The organism is Vibrio sp. 10N.261.54.A5 (assembly GCF_041471145.1).
Taxonomy (GTDB): domain Bacteria; phylum Pseudomonadota; class Gammaproteobacteria; order Enterobacterales; family Vibrionaceae; genus Vibrio; species Vibrio crassostreae_C.
Map to the genome: position 1 here is coordinate 1 of NZ_JBFRNU010000026.1, position 16,539 is coordinate 16,539.

General features: G+C 45.0%; 17 protein-coding genes. 14 read left to right on the top strand and 3 right to left on the bottom strand.

Translation table 11 applies throughout. The annotated features are described in order from the left end of the window. From AB4329_RS08830 to purF, 7 genes are all read left to right on the top strand, one after another. A partial coding sequence (locus AB4329_RS08830; protein ID WP_372058219.1) for a FimV/HubP family polar landmark protein occupies positions 1-1,467 on the top strand: 1,467 nt, incomplete at its 5' end. Positions 1,468-1,661: 194 nt separating this feature from the next. Then, a complete protein-coding gene (truA, locus tag AB4329_RS08835; protein WP_004734161.1) occupies positions 1,662-2,456 on the top strand; it encodes a tRNA pseudouridine(38-40) synthase TruA in 795 nt (264 codons plus the stop codon). Between the two features lie 176 nt (positions 2,457-2,632). Continuing rightward, positions 2,633-3,559, top strand: a complete 927-nt coding sequence (accD, locus tag AB4329_RS08840; protein ID WP_017062348.1) for an acetyl-CoA carboxylase, carboxyltransferase subunit beta — start codon at positions 2,633-2,635, stop codon at positions 3,557-3,559. 42 nt (positions 3,560-3,601) lie between these two features. Continuing rightward, positions 3,602-4,864 carry a bifunctional tetrahydrofolate synthase/dihydrofolate synthase gene (gene folC / locus AB4329_RS08845; RefSeq protein ID WP_017062347.1) on the top strand — a complete coding sequence of 421 codons (1,263 nt, stop codon included), beginning with the start codon at positions 3,602-3,604 and terminating at the stop codon, positions 4,862-4,864. Further along, on the top strand, positions 4,865-5,440 hold the full coding sequence (locus AB4329_RS08850; RefSeq protein WP_017070741.1) for an SPOR domain-containing protein: 576 nt from the start codon (positions 4,865-4,867) through the stop codon (positions 5,438-5,440). A 61-nt stretch (positions 5,441-5,501) separates the two neighbouring features. Beyond that, the gene (locus AB4329_RS08855) at positions 5,502-5,993 is read left to right on the top strand and encodes a CvpA family protein (RefSeq protein WP_009848678.1); all 492 of its coding nucleotides are present in this window, start codon (positions 5,502-5,504) and stop codon (positions 5,991-5,993) included. Positions 5,994-6,027: 34 nt separating this feature from the next. Beyond that, positions 6,028-7,542, top strand: coding sequence for an amidophosphoribosyltransferase (gene purF, locus AB4329_RS08860; protein ID WP_017062345.1), 1,515 nt, complete (start codon positions 6,028-6,030; stop codon positions 7,540-7,542). Between the two features lie 100 nt (positions 7,543-7,642). On the opposite strand, the gene AB4329_RS08865 is transcribed toward purF, so the two are convergent. Next, positions 7,643-8,518 carry a LysR family transcriptional regulator gene (locus AB4329_RS08865; protein WP_017062344.1) on the bottom strand — a complete coding sequence of 292 codons (876 nt, stop codon included), beginning with the start codon at positions 8,516-8,518 and terminating at the stop codon, positions 7,643-7,645. 228 nt (positions 8,519-8,746) lie between these two features. On the opposite strand from AB4329_RS08865, the gene AB4329_RS08870 reads away from it, so the two are divergent. The 7 genes from AB4329_RS08870 (at position 8,747) to recR (ending at position 14,684) form a co-directional block, all read left to right on the top strand. Continuing rightward, on the top strand, positions 8,747-9,850 hold the full coding sequence (locus tag AB4329_RS08870) for a response regulator (protein ID WP_372138050.1): 1,104 nt from the start codon (positions 8,747-8,749) through the stop codon (positions 9,848-9,850). A 148-nt stretch (positions 9,851-9,998) separates the two neighbouring features. Next, positions 9,999-10,136 (top strand): hypothetical protein, encoded by a 138-nt coding sequence (locus AB4329_RS08875; RefSeq protein WP_017067606.1) that lies wholly within the window; start codon positions 9,999-10,001, stop codon positions 10,134-10,136. Positions 10,137-10,210: 74 nt separating this feature from the next. Continuing rightward, complete coding sequence (locus AB4329_RS08880) at positions 10,211-10,582, top strand: YbaN family protein (RefSeq protein WP_372138094.1); 372 nt, start codon at positions 10,211-10,213, stop codon at positions 10,580-10,582. Positions 10,583-10,743: 161 nt separating this feature from the next. Further along, positions 10,744-11,289: an adenine phosphoribosyltransferase gene (gene apt, locus AB4329_RS08885; protein WP_017070315.1), complete on the top strand. Its 546-nt coding sequence runs from the start codon at positions 10,744-10,746 to the stop codon at positions 11,287-11,289. A gap of 18 nt (positions 11,290-11,307) precedes the next feature. Then, positions 11,308-13,524: a DNA polymerase III subunit gamma/tau gene (gene dnaX, locus AB4329_RS08890; RefSeq protein WP_017070743.1), complete on the top strand. Its 2,217-nt coding sequence runs from the start codon at positions 11,308-11,310 to the stop codon at positions 13,522-13,524. Positions 13,525-13,677: 153 nt separating this feature from the next. Continuing rightward, a complete protein-coding gene (locus tag AB4329_RS08895; protein ID WP_017062338.1) occupies positions 13,678-14,007 on the top strand; it encodes a YbaB/EbfC family nucleoid-associated protein in 330 nt (109 codons plus the stop codon). Between the two features lie 77 nt (positions 14,008-14,084). Continuing rightward, positions 14,085-14,684, top strand: a complete 600-nt coding sequence (gene recR / locus AB4329_RS08900) for a recombination mediator RecR (protein WP_019823189.1) — start codon at positions 14,085-14,087, stop codon at positions 14,682-14,684. Between the two features lie 66 nt (positions 14,685-14,750). Here the strand turns inward: recR and aqpZ are convergent, their stop codons facing one another. Continuing rightward, on the bottom strand, positions 14,751-15,440 hold the full coding sequence (aqpZ, locus tag AB4329_RS08905) for an aquaporin Z (RefSeq protein ID WP_136973517.1): 690 nt from the start codon (positions 15,438-15,440) through the stop codon (positions 14,751-14,753). A gap of 242 nt (positions 15,441-15,682) precedes the next feature. Then, positions 15,683-16,489, bottom strand: a complete 807-nt coding sequence (locus AB4329_RS08910; RefSeq protein WP_170962780.1) for an endonuclease/exonuclease/phosphatase family protein — start codon at positions 16,487-16,489, stop codon at positions 15,683-15,685. Positions 16,490-16,539: the final 50 nt, after the last annotated feature.

Sequence of the window (16,539 nt, forward strand, 5' to 3'; positions counted from 1 at the left end):
GCACTAGCGGAAGCTGATGCTGAATCAACACCAGAACCAGTAACGCCAGCTATTGATGCTCAACCAAGTGTTGAGCCTCAAACTGAAGCCCAAGTTATAGCTCAGGCGCAAGACGACGAAGAGTTTTCGTTTGATGATTTCGACTTACCAGAGTTTAGTGAAGAAGACGCACTAGCGGAAGCTGATGCTGAATCAACAACAGAGCCAGCAACGCCTGCTATAGACTCTCAATCAAGTGTTGAATCGCAACCTACCGCTGAGCCTCAGTTAGATGCTGCACCACAAGTTGAAACTGCGAAACCAGAAAGCGAAGAAGAATTCTCGCTTGATGACTTCGAACTACCAGAGTTTGGTGAAGACGATGCGTTAGCGGAAGTGGTGAGTGAACCAGATGAAGCACAGTTAGAGCAAGACTTAGCGCCTGACACAGAGAAGTTCGAGTTCGATGACCTTGATCTTCCGGAGTACGATGAAGAAAGCGCAAAAGCAGACTCTGTTTTAGATGATATTGAGCAAAGCAATGCCGAGCCGGTGGCGGAAGCCCAAGGCGTAGAGTTCGATGAGTTTGATTTACCGGAATATGGTGAAGATGAAGCCATCTCTGATGCGTTTGCTGAGAAGCCAACACCACTGACTTCTTTCAGCCCACAAGGCGAAGAGCAAGATGCGTTGCATGATCTGTTCTCAAATCCGCAGAGCTATAGTCAGGCTGATGATTTCTCGAATGCTGAAGACTCTGAACCGGCTGGTTTTGCACAGCCAGAACAATCACTGAGCGCGGCTTCAGAGCCAAACTCAACGCCTGCAGCGGTTCAAGACGAGCCACTAGAAGGCTTTGATGACTTTGATGAGACAGCATTAGCTGAGTTGCTTTCTGAAGATGTTCAAGACTCTGTCGACAACATGTTCGATAAGCCATTGGACGCAACTTCGATTGATAGCGCAGGGTTAGATATTGACGCCATGCTTGAAGTCGGCGGCGAAGACTGGAAAGGCTTTAACCTAGCGCCAGAACAACAATCGAGCATGCATAATGATGTGCCTGATGACCAACAAGAGATTTGGGCATCGGCTGAACAGCAAGCTGAACCGAAAATCAAAGAAGAGAATTGGGCTGAACAAGACAATCTAACCGAATCAGGCAACAGTCGTGATAAGCAGTACATGACGATTGATGAGCTAATGGCTCAAGTCGAGCAAGAAGGTGAAGAAGTCATTAATCCAGACGATGAAGAGCTTAAACTGGATGTGGGTCTTAACGAATTCCCTGATGTTATCGGTGATATTGGCAATTATGATGTCGACAGCAATGCAGAAGCTGCGGGTAAGCTTGATTTGGCCAAAATCTACATCGAGATGAGTGACTCGCAAGGGGCAATTAAGCTTCTAGAAGAGGCAATCGTTGACGGCAGCGATGATATTCGTCGAGAGGCAAAAAATCTTATCGATACGTTAAACGGTCGATAAATTTACAAATCAGTAAGGGTAGCGTTGGCTACCCTTTATTTTAAGGCGATACAGAGCGCTATCGTTTCATTTGGTTTTTCAACAGCATCGTCTCGGTCGATGCTGATTGTTTATTGAAGTTTTAGCCCCATCCTATTTGGGCTAGCACTGATTTCCGTATATAATTCTCGCCCATTTTCAAAGAGAACAAGAACATGAAAATTGCTTTAGGTATTGAATATAACGGTACCCACTACTTTGGTTGGCAGCGCCAACGAGACGTGAAAAGTGTCCAAGAAGAATTGGAAAAGGCTCTTTCAGTTGTCGCGAATCACCCTGTAGAAGTTATGTGCGCAGGTCGTACAGATGCCGGTGTTCACGGTACGGGACAAGTCGTTCACTTTGAAACTAATGTCGATCGTAAAATGGTGGCATGGACAATGGGCGCGAATGCCAACATGCCAAAAGATATTGCGGTTCGTTGGGCGACAGAAGTGAATGAGGATTTCCATGCTCGTTTCTCGGCTACTGCCCGCCGTTATCGCTACATTATCTTTAACCATGCACTACGCCCAGGCATTTTGAATTCAGGTGTGAGCCATTATCATGGTCATCTTGATGAGAAAAAAATGCATGAAGCGGGTCAGTACTTACTTGGTGAGAATGACTTCACTTCGTTCAGGGCAACACACTGTCAATCTCGTAGCCCATGGAGAAACATGATTCACTTGAACGTGACTCGTCATGGACACTACATTGTGATCGATATTAAAGCGAATGCGTTTGTTCACCACATGGTGAGGAATATTACGGGTAGCCTTATTGCCGTAGGTAAAGGTGAGCAGAAACCAGAGTGGATCCAGTGGCTTTTAGAAGCTAAAGATCGAAAAGTAGCCGGCGCAACTGCAAAAGCGGAAGGTTTGTATCTGGTGGATGTTGATTATCCTGAACATTTTGAGCTACCACGAGAGCCAATTGGTCCTCTATTTTTACCGGATAATTTGAACTAAATGTGAGACTTAGGTTCAAAAATTATTACGGTTTAGTGCGTAAGATAGTCCCAGGAAATAGGTACAACCAGTTTTTTATCTACAGTCGCTGTTTTATGTGCTTTAATTCCCACGCATAATTCCCAAATTTATTTCTTTCGCAATCAAGCGGAAGAATCGAAACAAAAAGGTCTTCCATGAGTTGGCTTGAAAAGATTTTAGAAAAAAGCAACATCGTAACATCTCGTAAAGCGTCTATCCCTGAGGGTGTTTGGACGAAATGTACTTCTTGTGAGCAGGTTCTGTACCATGCTGAACTAGAGCGTAACCTAGAAGTATGTCCAAAATGTGACCATCACATGCGCATGAAAGCACGTCGTCGTCTGGATACATTCCTAGACAAAGGTGAGCGTGTTGAACTAGGTGCTGATCTTGAGCCACAAGACAAGCTGAAGTTTAAAGACTCTAAGCGTTACAAAGAACGTATCTCTGCTGCTCAAAAGAACAGTGGTGAAACAGACGCATTAGTTGCAATGAAAGGCGAACTATTGGGTTTACCTATCGTAGCGTGTGCTTTTGAATTCTCATTCATGGGCGGCTCAATGGGTTCTGTTGTTGGTGCTCGTTTCGTGAAAGCGGTAGATGCTGCTATCGAGAACAACTGTGGTTTAGTGTGTTTCTCTGCAAGTGGTGGTGCTCGTATGCAAGAGGCATTGATGTCTCTAATGCAAATGGCGAAAACCAGTGCTGCGCTTGAGCGTTTATCTGCGAAAGGCCTACCGTTTGTTTCAGTTATGACTGATCCAACAATGGGTGGTGTTTCTGCAAGTTTGGCAATGCTTGGCGATATCAATATTGGTGAACCAAAAGCACTGATCGGTTTTGCTGGACGTCGTGTAATCGAACAAACGGTACGTGAAGACCTTCCTGAAGGTTTCCAACGCAGTGAGTTCCTACTAGACCACGGTGCTATCGACATGATTGTTGACCGTCGTGAGATGCGTCAGCGCGTTGCAAGCCTTGTTGCTAAAATGACCAACCAGCCTTCACCATTAGTAGTTTCTGTGAACGATTCACCGAATGAAGCTACTTATGAAGTACCAGAAGCGCCAGAAAAAGGGTAAAGTACCTTCTAACAAACCAACTTAATTATGGTTATGAGTTAGATGAGTCAACAACCTATTCCTCAAGCCACATCCTCTTTGGAGATGTGGCTTGATTATTTATCAAACATCCACACAAGCGCTATTGATCTTGGATTAGACCGAGTTCAGGCCGTCGCCTCTAAGGCAAACCTCACCAAACCTGCTCAACATGTTATTACTGTTGCCGGAACCAATGGCAAAGGCTCAACATGTGCACTGATGGAAGCGATTCTATTGGACGCTGGTTACTCAGTTGGTGTCTACAGCTCTCCTCACTTAATTCGCTATAACGAACGTGTTCGTATCAACGGCCAAGATCTATCTGATGAAAAGATGGTTCAGTCTTTCGATTTCATTGAGAAAGAGCGTGGCGAAATCAGCCTGAGTTTTTTCGAATATGGCACTTTAGCGGCGTTACGTGCATTTCAAACTGAAGCGGTTGATGTTGTGCTTTTAGAAGTGGGTTTAGGCGGGCGTTTAGACGCGACCAATATCGTTGAGCATGATGTTTCTGTGATTACTAGTTTGGCTGTCGACCATGTTGACTGGCTAGGTGATGACATCAATGTGATTGGTTTTGAGAAAGCGGGCATTTATCGTAGCGGTAAACCCGCTATCTGTGGTCAACCCAAGCCACCGGCTACGGTTGCAGCGCACGCTGATGACATTAAGGCTGAGTTCTACCAAGTCGGTATTCAATACACTTATGATGTTGACGGTGATACGTGGAACTGGCGCAGTGGTGCATTCCAACTAGAATCGCTACCTATTCCAAGCCTGCCGTTACCTAACGCTGCAACAGCGTTGATGGCATTGGGCACATCAGAGCTTAGTATTAGCGACGTGAACGTGGTTAACGGCATGAAGAATGCGCAGCTTCCTGGGCGTATGCAGCAAATTAGCGAACAACCGGTGATTGTGCTTGATGTAGCACACAACCCGCATTCTGCTGAGTACTTTGCGCAGCAAGTCGCGAAGAAGTATGCAGGCAAAAATTTACACGTTGTAGTCGCCATGCTTCATGACAAAGATATCCCCGCGACATTGGAAGTATTAGCTCCAATAACAACACATTGGTACCCAGCTTCGCTGAACGGCCCACGAGCCGCAACAGCCGCTGAATTGTGTCAAAGCTTACCTGAAGGTGTAGAGCGGTATTCAAACCCTGTTGTAGCGTTTGAAGCGGCTTTAGCTTCTGTTAAAGGTGACGATGTTGTGTTGGTTGTCGGTTCTTTCCATACAGTGGGTGAAGTGTTGGAGCATTGGCAGAAAAAAGGAAACTAAATGGCAAGTAAATTCCAAAGCCGGTTAGTCGGCACCATCATTTTAGTGGCCATTGGCGTGATTGTATTGCCCGATGTACTAGATGGTAAGAAGCTCCACTACAAAGAAGAGTTTGCAAGCATTCCAATTAAGCCTGAGCTTGATAGTAATGTTGAAGTGTTTGAAGTACTCGATCCCGTTGAAGATCAGATAGCGCTACCGGATTCTCCGGTTGAGCAAGTGGTTGAAAGTGGTCGTACTGATAATTCAAACACGCAAACCGCGTCTTCTTCTAATGATAAAGAAGCAGACAAAGTGGCAGTTGTGGTTAAGCCGATACCTGAAAAAAATGAATACCAAGACAGTGCTTGGATTATTCAATTGATGGCTTTGAAGAATGCTGACAACGCAAAAAACGTTGTTAAGGATCTGCAAAAGCGCGGTTATCAGGCTCACACCAAGCAAGAAAAAACTTTTACGCGAGTAATTATTGGCCCGGATGTCTCTAAATCCAAACTTGAGCGACAAATTAAGGAATTAGAAAAAATTACGGGTTCAAAAGGCCAGTTGCTCAAATTTAAACCGTTAAATCCATAAGAAAACGTTTGCGTCAGCATTTTTTCTGTTAAAATGCGCGCCAACTTAAGATGAAGAATTCATGAATTGGTTAGATTTTGTCATTTTAGGCGTGATCGGCTTCTCTGCCGTGATCAGTTTAGTTCGTGGTTTCGCTAAAGAAGCCTTGTCACTCGTTATTTGGTTTGGAGCATTTTTTATTGCTAGCCAGTACTACGCTAAATTAGCGATGTACTTCACCAATATCGAAGATGAGATGTTTCGAAACGGAACTGCGATAGCAGCATTGTTTGTTGCAACGTTAGTTGTGGGTGCCTTAGTTAACTATGTCATCGGTCAACTAGTTCAGAAAACAGGCCTGTCAGGTACAGACAGAATCCTCGGTGTCGTCTTTGGTGGCTTACGTGGTGTTTTGATTGTTTCTGCAGTGTTGTTTTTCATGGATGCGTTTACTGCATTCCCAAGTTCTGAGTGGTGGAAGAATTCGCAATTGGTTCCAGAATTTAGTCGAATCATTGCGCCGTTCTTCGAGCATTTACAAGCAACATCTAGTTTCTTATCTGGCGCGCTCTAGCGTCAGTTAATGTCGAAAAATCGAGGATTAGGACATGTGTGGTATTGTTGGAATCGTGGGTTCAACACCTGTAAACCAGTCTATTTATGACGCTTTAACGGTATTGCAGCATCGTGGCCAAGATGCCGCTGGTATTTGTACCATAGAAAGCAATCGTTTCCGTCTGCGTAAGGCGAACGGTTTAGTAAAAGATGTTTTTGAAGCAAAACACATGCAGCGCCTACAAGGTGAAGTTGGTATTGGCCATGTTCGTTATCCTACTGCGGGTAGTTCAAGTGCGTCTGAAGCTCAGCCTTTCTACGTAAACTCTCCTTTTGGCATTACGTTGGCGCACAACGGTAACCTGACGAACGCAAACGAAGTTCGTGAGAAGTTGTTCGAAAAAGACCGTCGTCATGTAAACACAACCTCTGACTCTGAAGTTCTACTGAACGTATTAGCTCATGAGATCGATACTGTTAAAGGTAACGTAACTTCAGATGACGTTTTCCGCGCTGTGGCAAATGTGCATCGTACAATTCGTGGTGCTTACGCCGTAACGGCGATGATCATCGGCCACGGTATGATCGCATTCCGTGACCCACATGGTATTCGTCCATTGTGTCTTGGTAAGCGTGAAGTTCAAGGTAAAACAGAGTACATGGTTGCGTCTGAATCGGTAGCACTCGATGCTGTTGGTTTCGACTTCATGCGCGACGTAGCACCAGGTGAAGCTATCTACGCAACGTTTGACGGTGAGCTTTTCACTAAGCAATGTGCAGACAACCCACAACTAAACCCATGTATCTTTGAGTTTGTATACTTTGCACGCCCAGATTCATTCATCGACAAAATCTCGGTTTACAGCGCACGCGTTGAGATGGGTGAGATGCTTGGTATGCGTATTAAAGAAGAGTACGCAGACTTAGACATTGATGTGGTTATTCCAATCCCTGAAACATCAAACGATATTGCGCTACGAATCGCTCAAGCGATCAATAAGCCATACCGTCAAGGTTTCGTGAAAAACCGCTATGTTGGCCGCACATTCATCATGCCAGGTCAGCAACAACGTAAGAAGTCGGTTCGCCGTAAGCTCAACGCAATTCGCTCTGAGTTTAAAGGTAAGAACGTTCTTCTGGTTGACGATTCTATCGTTCGCGGCACAACATCAGAGCAGATCATTGAGATGGCTCGTGATTCTGGCGCAAATAAGGTCTTCATGGTTTCAGCTGCTCCAGAGGTTCGCTTCCCTAACGTTTACGGCATTGATATGCCGAGCGCGACAGAGTTGATTGCCCATGGTCGTGATAACGAAACGATTTGTAAGCAGATTGGCGCAGACGCCTTGATTTTCCAAACGCTACCAGATCTGATTTCTGCAGTGGGCATGGGCAATCAAGACATCTCTCGTTTTGATACTTCTGTATTTAACGGCGAGTATGTAACGGGCGATATCGACCAAGTGTACCTAGATTTCCTAGACTCTTTGCGTAATGACGACTCAAAGGTTCAGCGTGAGATTCAACAAGATCTTGCTAACTTAGAGTTACACAACGAAGGCGCTTAACTAGCGTTTCGTTAGTCATACAGAGTTTCGCTAGCGATACAGAAAATAAAAAACCAGAGCATCGGCTCTGGTTTTTTGTTTATAGAGAAGGGGATTGACCTTAATGAATGTGGTATGCGATCACAAAATCAATAAACAATCTCACTTTCTCTGGTAGATGGTCTTTGTGGTTATAAAGCATGTAAATATCACGAGGGTTAGCGCTCCAGTCTTCTAAGACTTGCACTAAGCTGCCATCTTCAATGTATTCACGAATCATCACGTCAGGCATCAGGGTGATACCTAGGCCTTCTGAGCACGCTTGTCTTACGACATTAAGCGCATTGGCGTTGAAACGGCCTTTCTCGCTATTCACCACCGTCTCTTCATTCGAATTACTCAGCTGCCACTTAATCAGCGGGTAGCCTTTGAGTAGCGAATGGTTCGCTAGCTCTTCAGCATGGCTTGGAGCTGGGTTCTTCGCTAAGTACTCAGGGCTCGCGATAAGAATATCTTTGACTTCACTGATTTTTCGAGCGATTAGGCTTGAATCACGCTGAGGGCCGACTCGGAAAATTACGTCCCACTCCGTTGGATCCAGCTGATCCGCTTGGTTGTTCATCATCAGCTCAATATTGATATCAGGGTATTGAATCATGAATTCACTGAACATTGGCATCATCATGCGCTTGGTCAGGTTTGAGGGTGCCGTAATACGAATCTTACCGGAAGCGCCTTTGCACACGTCAGTTAACTCTTCTGCAGTAGAAGAGAGACGTTGCAACAGCGGAGAGCATTCATTGAAGAAACGTTCGCCTGCCTCTGTTAAAGAAAGTTTACGCGCGTGTCTATTGAGAAGCCTAAGGTTCAAAGAATCTTCTAAGGCTTGGATGCGTCGTGTGATGGTCGCAACCGGAATCATAGTCTTGCGCGATGTTGCGGTGTAGCTCCCATTTTCAACGACGAGTCGAAAGAGGTTTAAATCATCTAATTTCATAAATCCAGACACATTTGTTTACAATCTCATCTAATTTATACGTAACAGTGAGATCAATGTTTGCGTTACGTCAACTCGTTGCACTATTTACAAGTATTCCAACCCTCGTCACGAATTACCAGTAAAGAGTGCAAATTTGTGTATTTAGCATTTTATTACTAAGTTTTATATTAGTTCTTAGAACAGATAACAATAATAATTCGACTTAGTTTTGTGAGGTTATAGATTATGTACAAAACTCACAGTCAGCCAGTAATGACCTCGGCTCAGGAAGTAATTAACCAAAAATGCGTGATGTTGGTTGATGATGATCCTATTTTTCGCCGTATAACCAGCGCGTACCTAGACAAGGTCGGTTATAAAGTGGTTGAGGCTGAAAATGGACTGGACGCTTTGCAGAAACTTAGAGACTCAGCGCCAGATTTAATTGTGTGTGACTTATCAATGCCAATACTTGATGGCATAGAGCTTGTGGAAGAGCTCAGTTTAGAGTACCCGTCACTGCCTATGATCGTTGTGTCTGGCACTGATGATATGTCTGATGTGGCGAAAGCCTTGCGATTTGGTATTAAAGACTTCTTGGCGAAGCCGTTAGAGGATCACCGTCACCTAGGAAGTGCGATTGCGAATACATTGACAGATTCGTTCGATAACATTTCAGACCAACGAGATTTTTCGAGCCAATGGTTCTGTGTGGATGATGGGGGAGAGATCCCTGAAGACCAAGAACTGCATTGGCACCTGAATTACCTTCAAGATAACCCAAGCGCAGCAAAAGACTTACTGCATGCGCTGCTTCCAGAGAAAGATACGCGACAAGGCTCATGGCGTTGCAGTTACCGGTTACTGCAATCAACAGAGATGATGCCACTTGTGTTTGACTATGCGTGGATGATGAACGGGCAGTTTGCTTTTTACCTCGTCGATTCATCGTCGTCTGATAATGGCGGCTCCGCGACAACATTGTTAGTGAGAGCGCTGTTCCACGATTACATAAGAAACAGAAAAGATTTTAATGTTGATCTCAAAGATATTGCTGAAATCTCAGAGAAGGGGATTCGTTGCTCTAAATGCTCCACCCCAGTGAATGCCTTGTTTGGTGTTGCTGACCTTGCTGAGGGAACCATCTCCATTTTGCCTGCGGGTCTAGACGGGCAATGGTCGAATGGTGAATTGAATCAATATATTGCAGCAGGTGAGCGCTTGGGTGAGAACTGCAAGAAGAACTTTATTACGCGGGACCTTCCGATCGAACAGGGCTGCCAACTGTCGTTGAGCCTACTTGGAGCGGCAAGTTTTAGTTTAGACATACACCAAGGGTCTACTGATTAACCCTATATTTCCTCGGTTTTTGTGAATAATTGATTAAGGTATAGTTGCGCAAATGGTGCGGCTATGCCTTTTTTGTTAAATGTCGATTTAGCAAAGCGGGTTTGGTTCGCCGGATACTTACCTTCACTAACAAAAACAAGAAGCAATCATGGCAGATAACAAAGACTTTCAAGACCCGTTTAATGTATTCTACTTTTTAGGATTTTTAGCCGCATTTTTAATGATTCCATTGCTACCAGCAACACTTACGTTGATCCGTGTATTCAATGGTTACGCAACATTCTAGTTAAGCTGTCGTCGCCGATTGGTGATAGCTAACTCAAGGAGGCCACAATTAGCGTTCGAGTTTTAAGCCTCAATATTGCTGGTGGCCTTTGTATATTTCTCGCAGTTCTAGGGATAGTTTTGCCCGTTCTGCCAACCACTCCTTTTCTCCTTCTTGCCAGCGCATGCTTCATGCGAAGCAATCCGAAAGTTCATAAATGGATGCATGAGCACAAAACGCTGGGTCCTTTGCTGAACAATTGGTATCAACACGGTGCCGTCACCAAACAAGTTAAAATGCGTGGCGTATTCTTTATCTTGTTGAGTTTTGCGTTATCCATCTACTTTGCCCCTATCATTTGGGTCAAGGCTTTCCTAATTTGTGTACTTGTTATTCTTCTCACATGGTTTATGCGACTTCCAACCCATGAGTTGGTTGCTGACAGCAAAGAAAATCACTACCATTAAGCCAGTGTGCCTGCTTGTATAGCGGGCGTTTATTATTTCAGCAATCAGAGTTATGACTCTCGTTGCAATGAATACCAATCGTACCTTTCCTTAATTCCGAGCGTTGATGTTTGATTCGTTAACGAGAGTTTGGAAAGCGGCCTAATGAAGTGCATAAGATTATGAACACAGAAAAAATCTCTCTGATCAAAGCAAGCATCAAAAGCATTCCTGATTACCCTAAAGCGGGTATTTTGTTCCGTGACGTAACAAGCTTGATGGAAGATCCAGTAGCTTACAAAGCGACTATCGACCTGCTAGCGGAAACATACAAGGACATGGGCTTTACTAAGATCGTTGGTACTGAAGCTCGTGGTTTCCTATTTGGTGCGCCTTTGGCACTTGAGCTAGGTGTTGGCTTCATTCCTGTTCGTAAGCCGGGCAAGCTGCCTCGTCAAACTGTGGCACAATCTTATGAGCTTGAGTACGGCACCGACACTCTAGAAATCCATACTGATGCTATCGTTGAAGGCGATAAAGTGTTGATGGTTGATGATTTGCTAGCAACGGGCGGTACGATTGAAGCAACAACAAAGTTGATTCGTCAGCTTGGTGGTATGGTAGAACACGCTGCATTTGTTATTAACCTTCCAGAAATCGGTGGTGACAAGCGCTTACAAGGCTTAGGTCTAGAAGTGTTTAGCATCTGCGAATTCGACGGTCATTAATCCTTTTCGGAATTATTCATGAGCTATCTTGCGTTAGCGCGAAAATGGCGACCAACCAAATTCAAAGAAGTGGTTGGTCAAGCCCATGTTTTAACAGCATTAGAGAATGCCCTTAGCCAGAATAGGTTGCACCACGCATACCTGTTCAGCGGTACACGAGGTGTTGGTAAAACAACCATCGGTCGTTTGTTTGCTAAGGGACTCAACTGTGAAACAGGCATTACCTCAACACCTTGTGGTGAATGTGCAACCTGTAAAGAAATCGATGAAGGTCGCTTTGTTGACCTGCTCGAGATCGATGCGGCATCACGAACTAAGGTAGAAGATACCCGCGAGCTTCTGGACAATGTTCAGTACAAGCCTGCACGTGGTCGCTTCAAGGTTTACCTAATCGATGAAGTCCACATGCTTTCCAGGCACAGCTTTAACGCGCTTCTAAAGACCTTAGAAGAGCCGCCTGAGTATGTGAAATTCTTGCTCGCGACAACGGATCCACAGAAGCTTCCAGTAACGATCTTGTCGCGTTGTTTGCAGTTCCATCTTAAGCCGATCAGCGTTGATAATATTCACGAGCAGCTCGATCATATTCTTGAACAAGAAGATGTGACGTCTGAATCTCGTGCGCTTGGAATGATTGCTCATGCTGCTGATGGCAGTATGCGTGATGCGCTAAGCCTTACAGACCAAGCTATCGCATTGGGTAATGGCAATGTCGTAACAGATACTGTTGCTCACATGCTCGGAACACTGGATACCGACCAAGCTATCCACTTGCTTGAAGCGATTAGCAGTAAGCAGCCACAGCAAGCGATGGCGTGTATCCAAAGCCTTGCTGAGAACGGTGTTGAGTGGGACGGTTTGCTGAATCAGCTTGCGGCCCAACTGCATCGTCTTGCGATGTTCCAAGCTTTGCCATCTACATTAGATAAGGCACAGCCTGACGCTGAGAAGCTTGAACTACTGAGCAAAGCGCTTAGCCCACAAGACATTCAACTCTACTACCAGATCGTGTTGAAAGGTCGTGAAGACTTACCATTGTCGCCAACCGCTCGCGTTGGTATTGAGATGGTGGTTTTACGCATGTTGGCATTTAGACCAGCTGAACAAGCGGTTGCTACGGCAATCTCGACTCAGTCGGCAAGCCCAGCGCCAGTTCCAGCAGCTCAAGCTCAGAACGTTGCTCAGTCAGTGAGTCAACCTGCGCCAATGGCAGCTCCGAGACAGCCTCAGATGCAACAACAGGCGCCTCAACAGCAAGCTATGCAGCAGCCACCCGTGCAACAGACTCCAGCACAGTATTCAGATTCGCAAGGTTACGCTGAACATTCAGGCAACCAAGGTTATCCTGAGCAGGATTACCCGCATAGCCAGTATGACGCGCCTCCTGCTTATGATGAGCGTCCAAGCTACGGTGCAGAGCAGCCTCAGCAGCAACAAACGAATTATCAAAACCAGAGTCCGGTTCAACAGCCAAGCGCTGCACCTTCTGCTCCGCAAGAGCAGCCAGCGCGTGCAACTTCGCCTATGAGTGGTTTACGCCACCAATTACGTTCTCAACGTAGAGGCAGTTCGGCAACAGAAAACAAAGGCTCGGTGCCAAAAAAGGCTAAAGCGACACCAGCTAAAACTTCAGTTCTTGATCGAGTTGCTCAGCAACACGGTGGTTCTGAGCGGGTGTCGCCAGCTTCTTTATCAGCCTCTTCGACAGAGAATGTGACCAATGATAATGAACCTTATCGCTGGAAACCGTCTAAACCTGTAGTGAAAGAGGTAAGCAAAGAGCTTACACCTACTCAAATAAAGCGTGCGTTAGAGCATATTAAGACACCAGAAATGGTCGACAAATTGCTTCAAGAGTCGATTGCTCAAGATGAATGGTCAGCCACGATTCAAAAGCTAGAGACAGCCAAGCTTGTTGAACAGTTAGCATTGAACTCAGTGTTTGCTAAAAACGACACATCAATCACTTTAACGTTAAGAGCGAGCCAAGCTCACTTGAATACCGACCGTGCACAGAGTGAGCTATTGCAGTCTCTCAATACTGTGCTTGGGGAAGAGTGTCATTTGAGTGTTGAAATCGGTGATGGTGGAGAAACGCCGCTAGAATTACGAGAACGACTGTATCAAGGTAAGTTGAAAGACGCGTTTACCGCTTTAGAAAACGATGCCAACGTACAGTTCATTGAAAAACGTTTTGCCGCTGAACTCGACAGAGACAGCGTTCGTCCTATCTAGAACGTTTTCTTGTTTAGTGACCGGCGTATCATCCCAGATAAGCAAATCTGAGAACTGAACATCGAGGGGTTGAATCACACTGTTTTAACCCCCATTTAAGCTCGTATAGCTTAATTAATTTTTAATAAACCAATTAGACCAGAGAGTATTAACATGTTTGGTAAAGGCGGTATGGGCAACATGATGAAGCAAGCCCAGCAAATGCAAGAGCGCATGCAAAAGCTTCAAGAAGAAATCGCAAATATGGAAGTTACAGGTGAGTCAGGTGCTGGCCTTGTAAAAGTAACGATCACTGGTAGCCACAGCGTTCGCCGTGTTGATATCGATGAAAGCCTAATGGAAGACGATAAAGAGATGCTTGAAGATCTTATCGCTGCTGCTTTCAACGATGCGGCTCGTCGCGTTGAAGAAACTCAAAAAGAGAAAATGGCTAGCGTAACTGGCGGAATGCAACTTCCACCAGGTATGAAGATGCCTTTCTAAGAAACTATTTCTAAAGGTTTATTCAGGCTGCGGTTTATCTTGAGTAAATCGTTACTTGAAAATTAGAACGGTTAAATATGCGTACCAGTCATATGCTGGAGCATTTGATGGAGGCCTTACGTTGTCTACCTGGGGTTGGCCCCAAGTCGGCGCAGCGTATGGCCTTTCATTTGTTACAGCGCGATAGAAAAGGCGGCCTACAGTTGGCTGAAGCTCTTAGCCAAGCAATGACCGAAATTGGTCACTGTAATGAGTGCCGTACTTTTACTGAAGAAGATACCTGCCACATTTGTACCAATCCTAAACGTCAGGAAAATGGTCAAATCTGTGTAGTAGAGAGCCCAGCAGACATTGCAGCTATCGAAGCAACAGGCCAATATTCTGGTCGTTACTTTGTGCTTATGGGTCACCTTTCACCACTTGATGGTATTGGTCCAAGTGATATCGGTCTCGATGTTTTGGACTACCGCCTGCGTCGTGGTGATATCTCTGAAGTAATCCTAGCGACCAACCCGACAGTTGAAGGGGAAGCGACAGCGCACTACATTGCTGAGCTATGTAATGCCCATGAAGTGAACGCTAGCCGTATCGCTCATGGTGTTCCCGTTGGTGGTGAGCTAGAGCTGGTGGATGGCACCACGCTTTCGCACTCCTTACTCGGTCGTCATAAGATCTAAAAAAGCCGCTTGGTGAAGCATCACTAAGCGGCTTTTTCTTTTATTGCTTTAGACGTTTTTCAGCGCTTAATCTGAACCTCTCACCGCTTTGTATATCATCGCGCCAATCACGGCACCAATAATCGGTGCAATCCAGAATAGCCACAATTGCGAAACGGCCCAATCACCGACAAATACGGCTACACCAGTACTTCGCGCAGGATTCACCGAGGTATTGGTTACAGGGATACTGATAAGGTGAATTAGGGTCAAACAAAGACCAATTGCGATAGGTGCAAACCCAGCGGGTGCTTTCGAATCCGTCGCGCCCATAATCACGAATAGGAACACCATGGTCATGACCACTTCACAAACGAGAGCTGCTGTGAGCGAGTAGCCGCCCGGTGAGTGTTCACCATAACCATTTGAAGCAAAGCCAGATGCCGCAGCGTCAAAGCCTGCTTGGCCTGAAGCAATCACAAATAACACACCACCCGCGATAATACCGCCAATGACCTGGGCAATAATGTAAGGTGCGACGTCTTTGGCATCAAAGCGGCCACCGCTCCAAAGACCAATTGTAACAGCAGGGTTGAGATGACAGCCGGATATATGGCCAATAGCAAAAGCCATGGTGAGTACGGTTAAACCAAACGCGAGGGAAACCCCGAGTAAGCCGATACCTACATCGGGAAAAGCAGCGGCTAAGACGGCACTACCACAACCACCTAACACCAACCAAAATGTACCGAATATTTCTGCGATATACCTATTCATAACGATCCTTATTAATCTGTACCAGTATCAACAAGATAGTTTAGATTTCGCAGAAGTGTGAAATCTTGTGTATATAGTTGAAAGAAAGAACAGAGAATCTTATGTAATCACTTCGAACTCGCACTAAAGATCGTTAAGGTCAGTCGTATTCTATCGCTATTTTAGCAAGTAAGAGTGACCTGATAATTAGCCGTATTTGTGTCAGTATTCTTTTTATTTAAACTACGATGAGTTGATAAAAATTAAGTAAGTTCTACTTCTACCAACACCCCAAAGTGATCTGATACAACCGGATAAAAATCGTGATTAAAAATCACCTTATGCTGCTTTACCACTACAGGCTGATTACTAAGTACTAAATCAATGCGTAGCGCTTGGCTATTTTGCTCCCAACCATCAATGTTTTTAATGACAGTGGTTCCATCATCTTTGATTTCAGCAACTTCATAACAATCCATCAAACCGCGTTGTAATACGTAATCATAGCCTTCATTACGTATATGGCTTGGGTTGTTGAAATCGCCTAATAGAAAGCTCAACTCTGTTGGTAAAGTTGCCTTGATTCGGTCGAACTGATCCTCAAATGAGTTCTCTGAGTCATTCCACCAGCCACAATGACAATTATAAAGATTAAAATCACCCTGTTGAGAGGTCACTTTAATACGCACTGCTCGCCGATGTTTCCAAAAGCTCACATCATAGCTATCACTTAAATCAATGACCTCATGTTCGACAATCGGTAGTCGCGTTAAAAATGAGAGCCCCTCTTGATATACTTCATAACTTTGATGAACGAAATCCCACGTAAGTTGGTAGTGATGACCGTATTCCATGAGTTTTTTCTGTAATAAATAACCATAGTTATTCGCCAACACAGTGTGATTGGTTAATATATTGGCATCAACGGCCGGGCTATCTTGATGTTGATTCACTTCCTGTAATGCAACCACATCGCACCCTTGCTCGATAATGGCTTGCGCGACCACATCTAACTTTTCTAGCTGTTTTTCTTCTTGCCAACTGTGGGTATTTAGTGTCATTAACTTCATTATTATTCACTTATTTATTCTAGTGAGATAAAACGCAGCGCAAGGCTGCG

Bases quoted from the DNA above. Each gene is read 5' to 3' on its own strand.
- truA (WP_004734161.1), top strand. From the start codon at position 1,662: ATGAAAATTGCTTTAGGTATTGAATATAACGGTACCCACTACTTTGGT.
- accD (WP_017062348.1), top strand. From the start codon at position 2,633: ATGAGTTGGCTTGAAAAGATTTTAGAAAAAAGCAACATCGTAACATCT.
- folC (WP_017062347.1), top strand. From the start codon at position 3,602: ATGAGTCAACAACCTATTCCTCAAGCCACATCCTCTTTGGAGATGTGG.
- AB4329_RS08850 (WP_017070741.1), top strand. From the start codon at position 4,865: ATGGCAAGTAAATTCCAAAGCCGGTTAGTCGGCACCATCATTTTAGTG.
- AB4329_RS08855 (WP_009848678.1), top strand. From the start codon at position 5,502: ATGAATTGGTTAGATTTTGTCATTTTAGGCGTGATCGGCTTCTCTGCC.
- purF (WP_017062345.1), top strand. From the start codon at position 6,028: ATGTGTGGTATTGTTGGAATCGTGGGTTCAACACCTGTAAACCAGTCT.
- AB4329_RS08865 (WP_017062344.1), bottom strand. From the start codon at position 8,518: ATGAAATTAGATGATTTAAACCTCTTTCGACTCGTCGTTGAAAATGGG.
- AB4329_RS08870 (WP_372138050.1), top strand. From the start codon at position 8,747: ATGTACAAAACTCACAGTCAGCCAGTAATGACCTCGGCTCAGGAAGTA.
- AB4329_RS08875 (WP_017067606.1), top strand. From the start codon at position 9,999: ATGGCAGATAACAAAGACTTTCAAGACCCGTTTAATGTATTCTACTTT.
- apt (WP_017070315.1), top strand. From the start codon at position 10,744: ATGAACACAGAAAAAATCTCTCTGATCAAAGCAAGCATCAAAAGCATT.
- dnaX (WP_017070743.1), top strand. From the start codon at position 11,308: ATGAGCTATCTTGCGTTAGCGCGAAAATGGCGACCAACCAAATTCAAA.
- AB4329_RS08895 (WP_017062338.1), top strand. From the start codon at position 13,678: ATGTTTGGTAAAGGCGGTATGGGCAACATGATGAAGCAAGCCCAGCAA.
- recR (WP_019823189.1), top strand. From the start codon at position 14,085: ATGCGTACCAGTCATATGCTGGAGCATTTGATGGAGGCCTTACGTTGT.
- aqpZ (WP_136973517.1), bottom strand. From the start codon at position 15,440: ATGAATAGGTATATCGCAGAAATATTCGGTACATTTTGGTTGGTGTTA.
- AB4329_RS08910 (WP_170962780.1), bottom strand. From the start codon at position 16,489: ATGAAGTTAATGACACTAAATACCCACAGTTGGCAAGAAGAAAAACAG.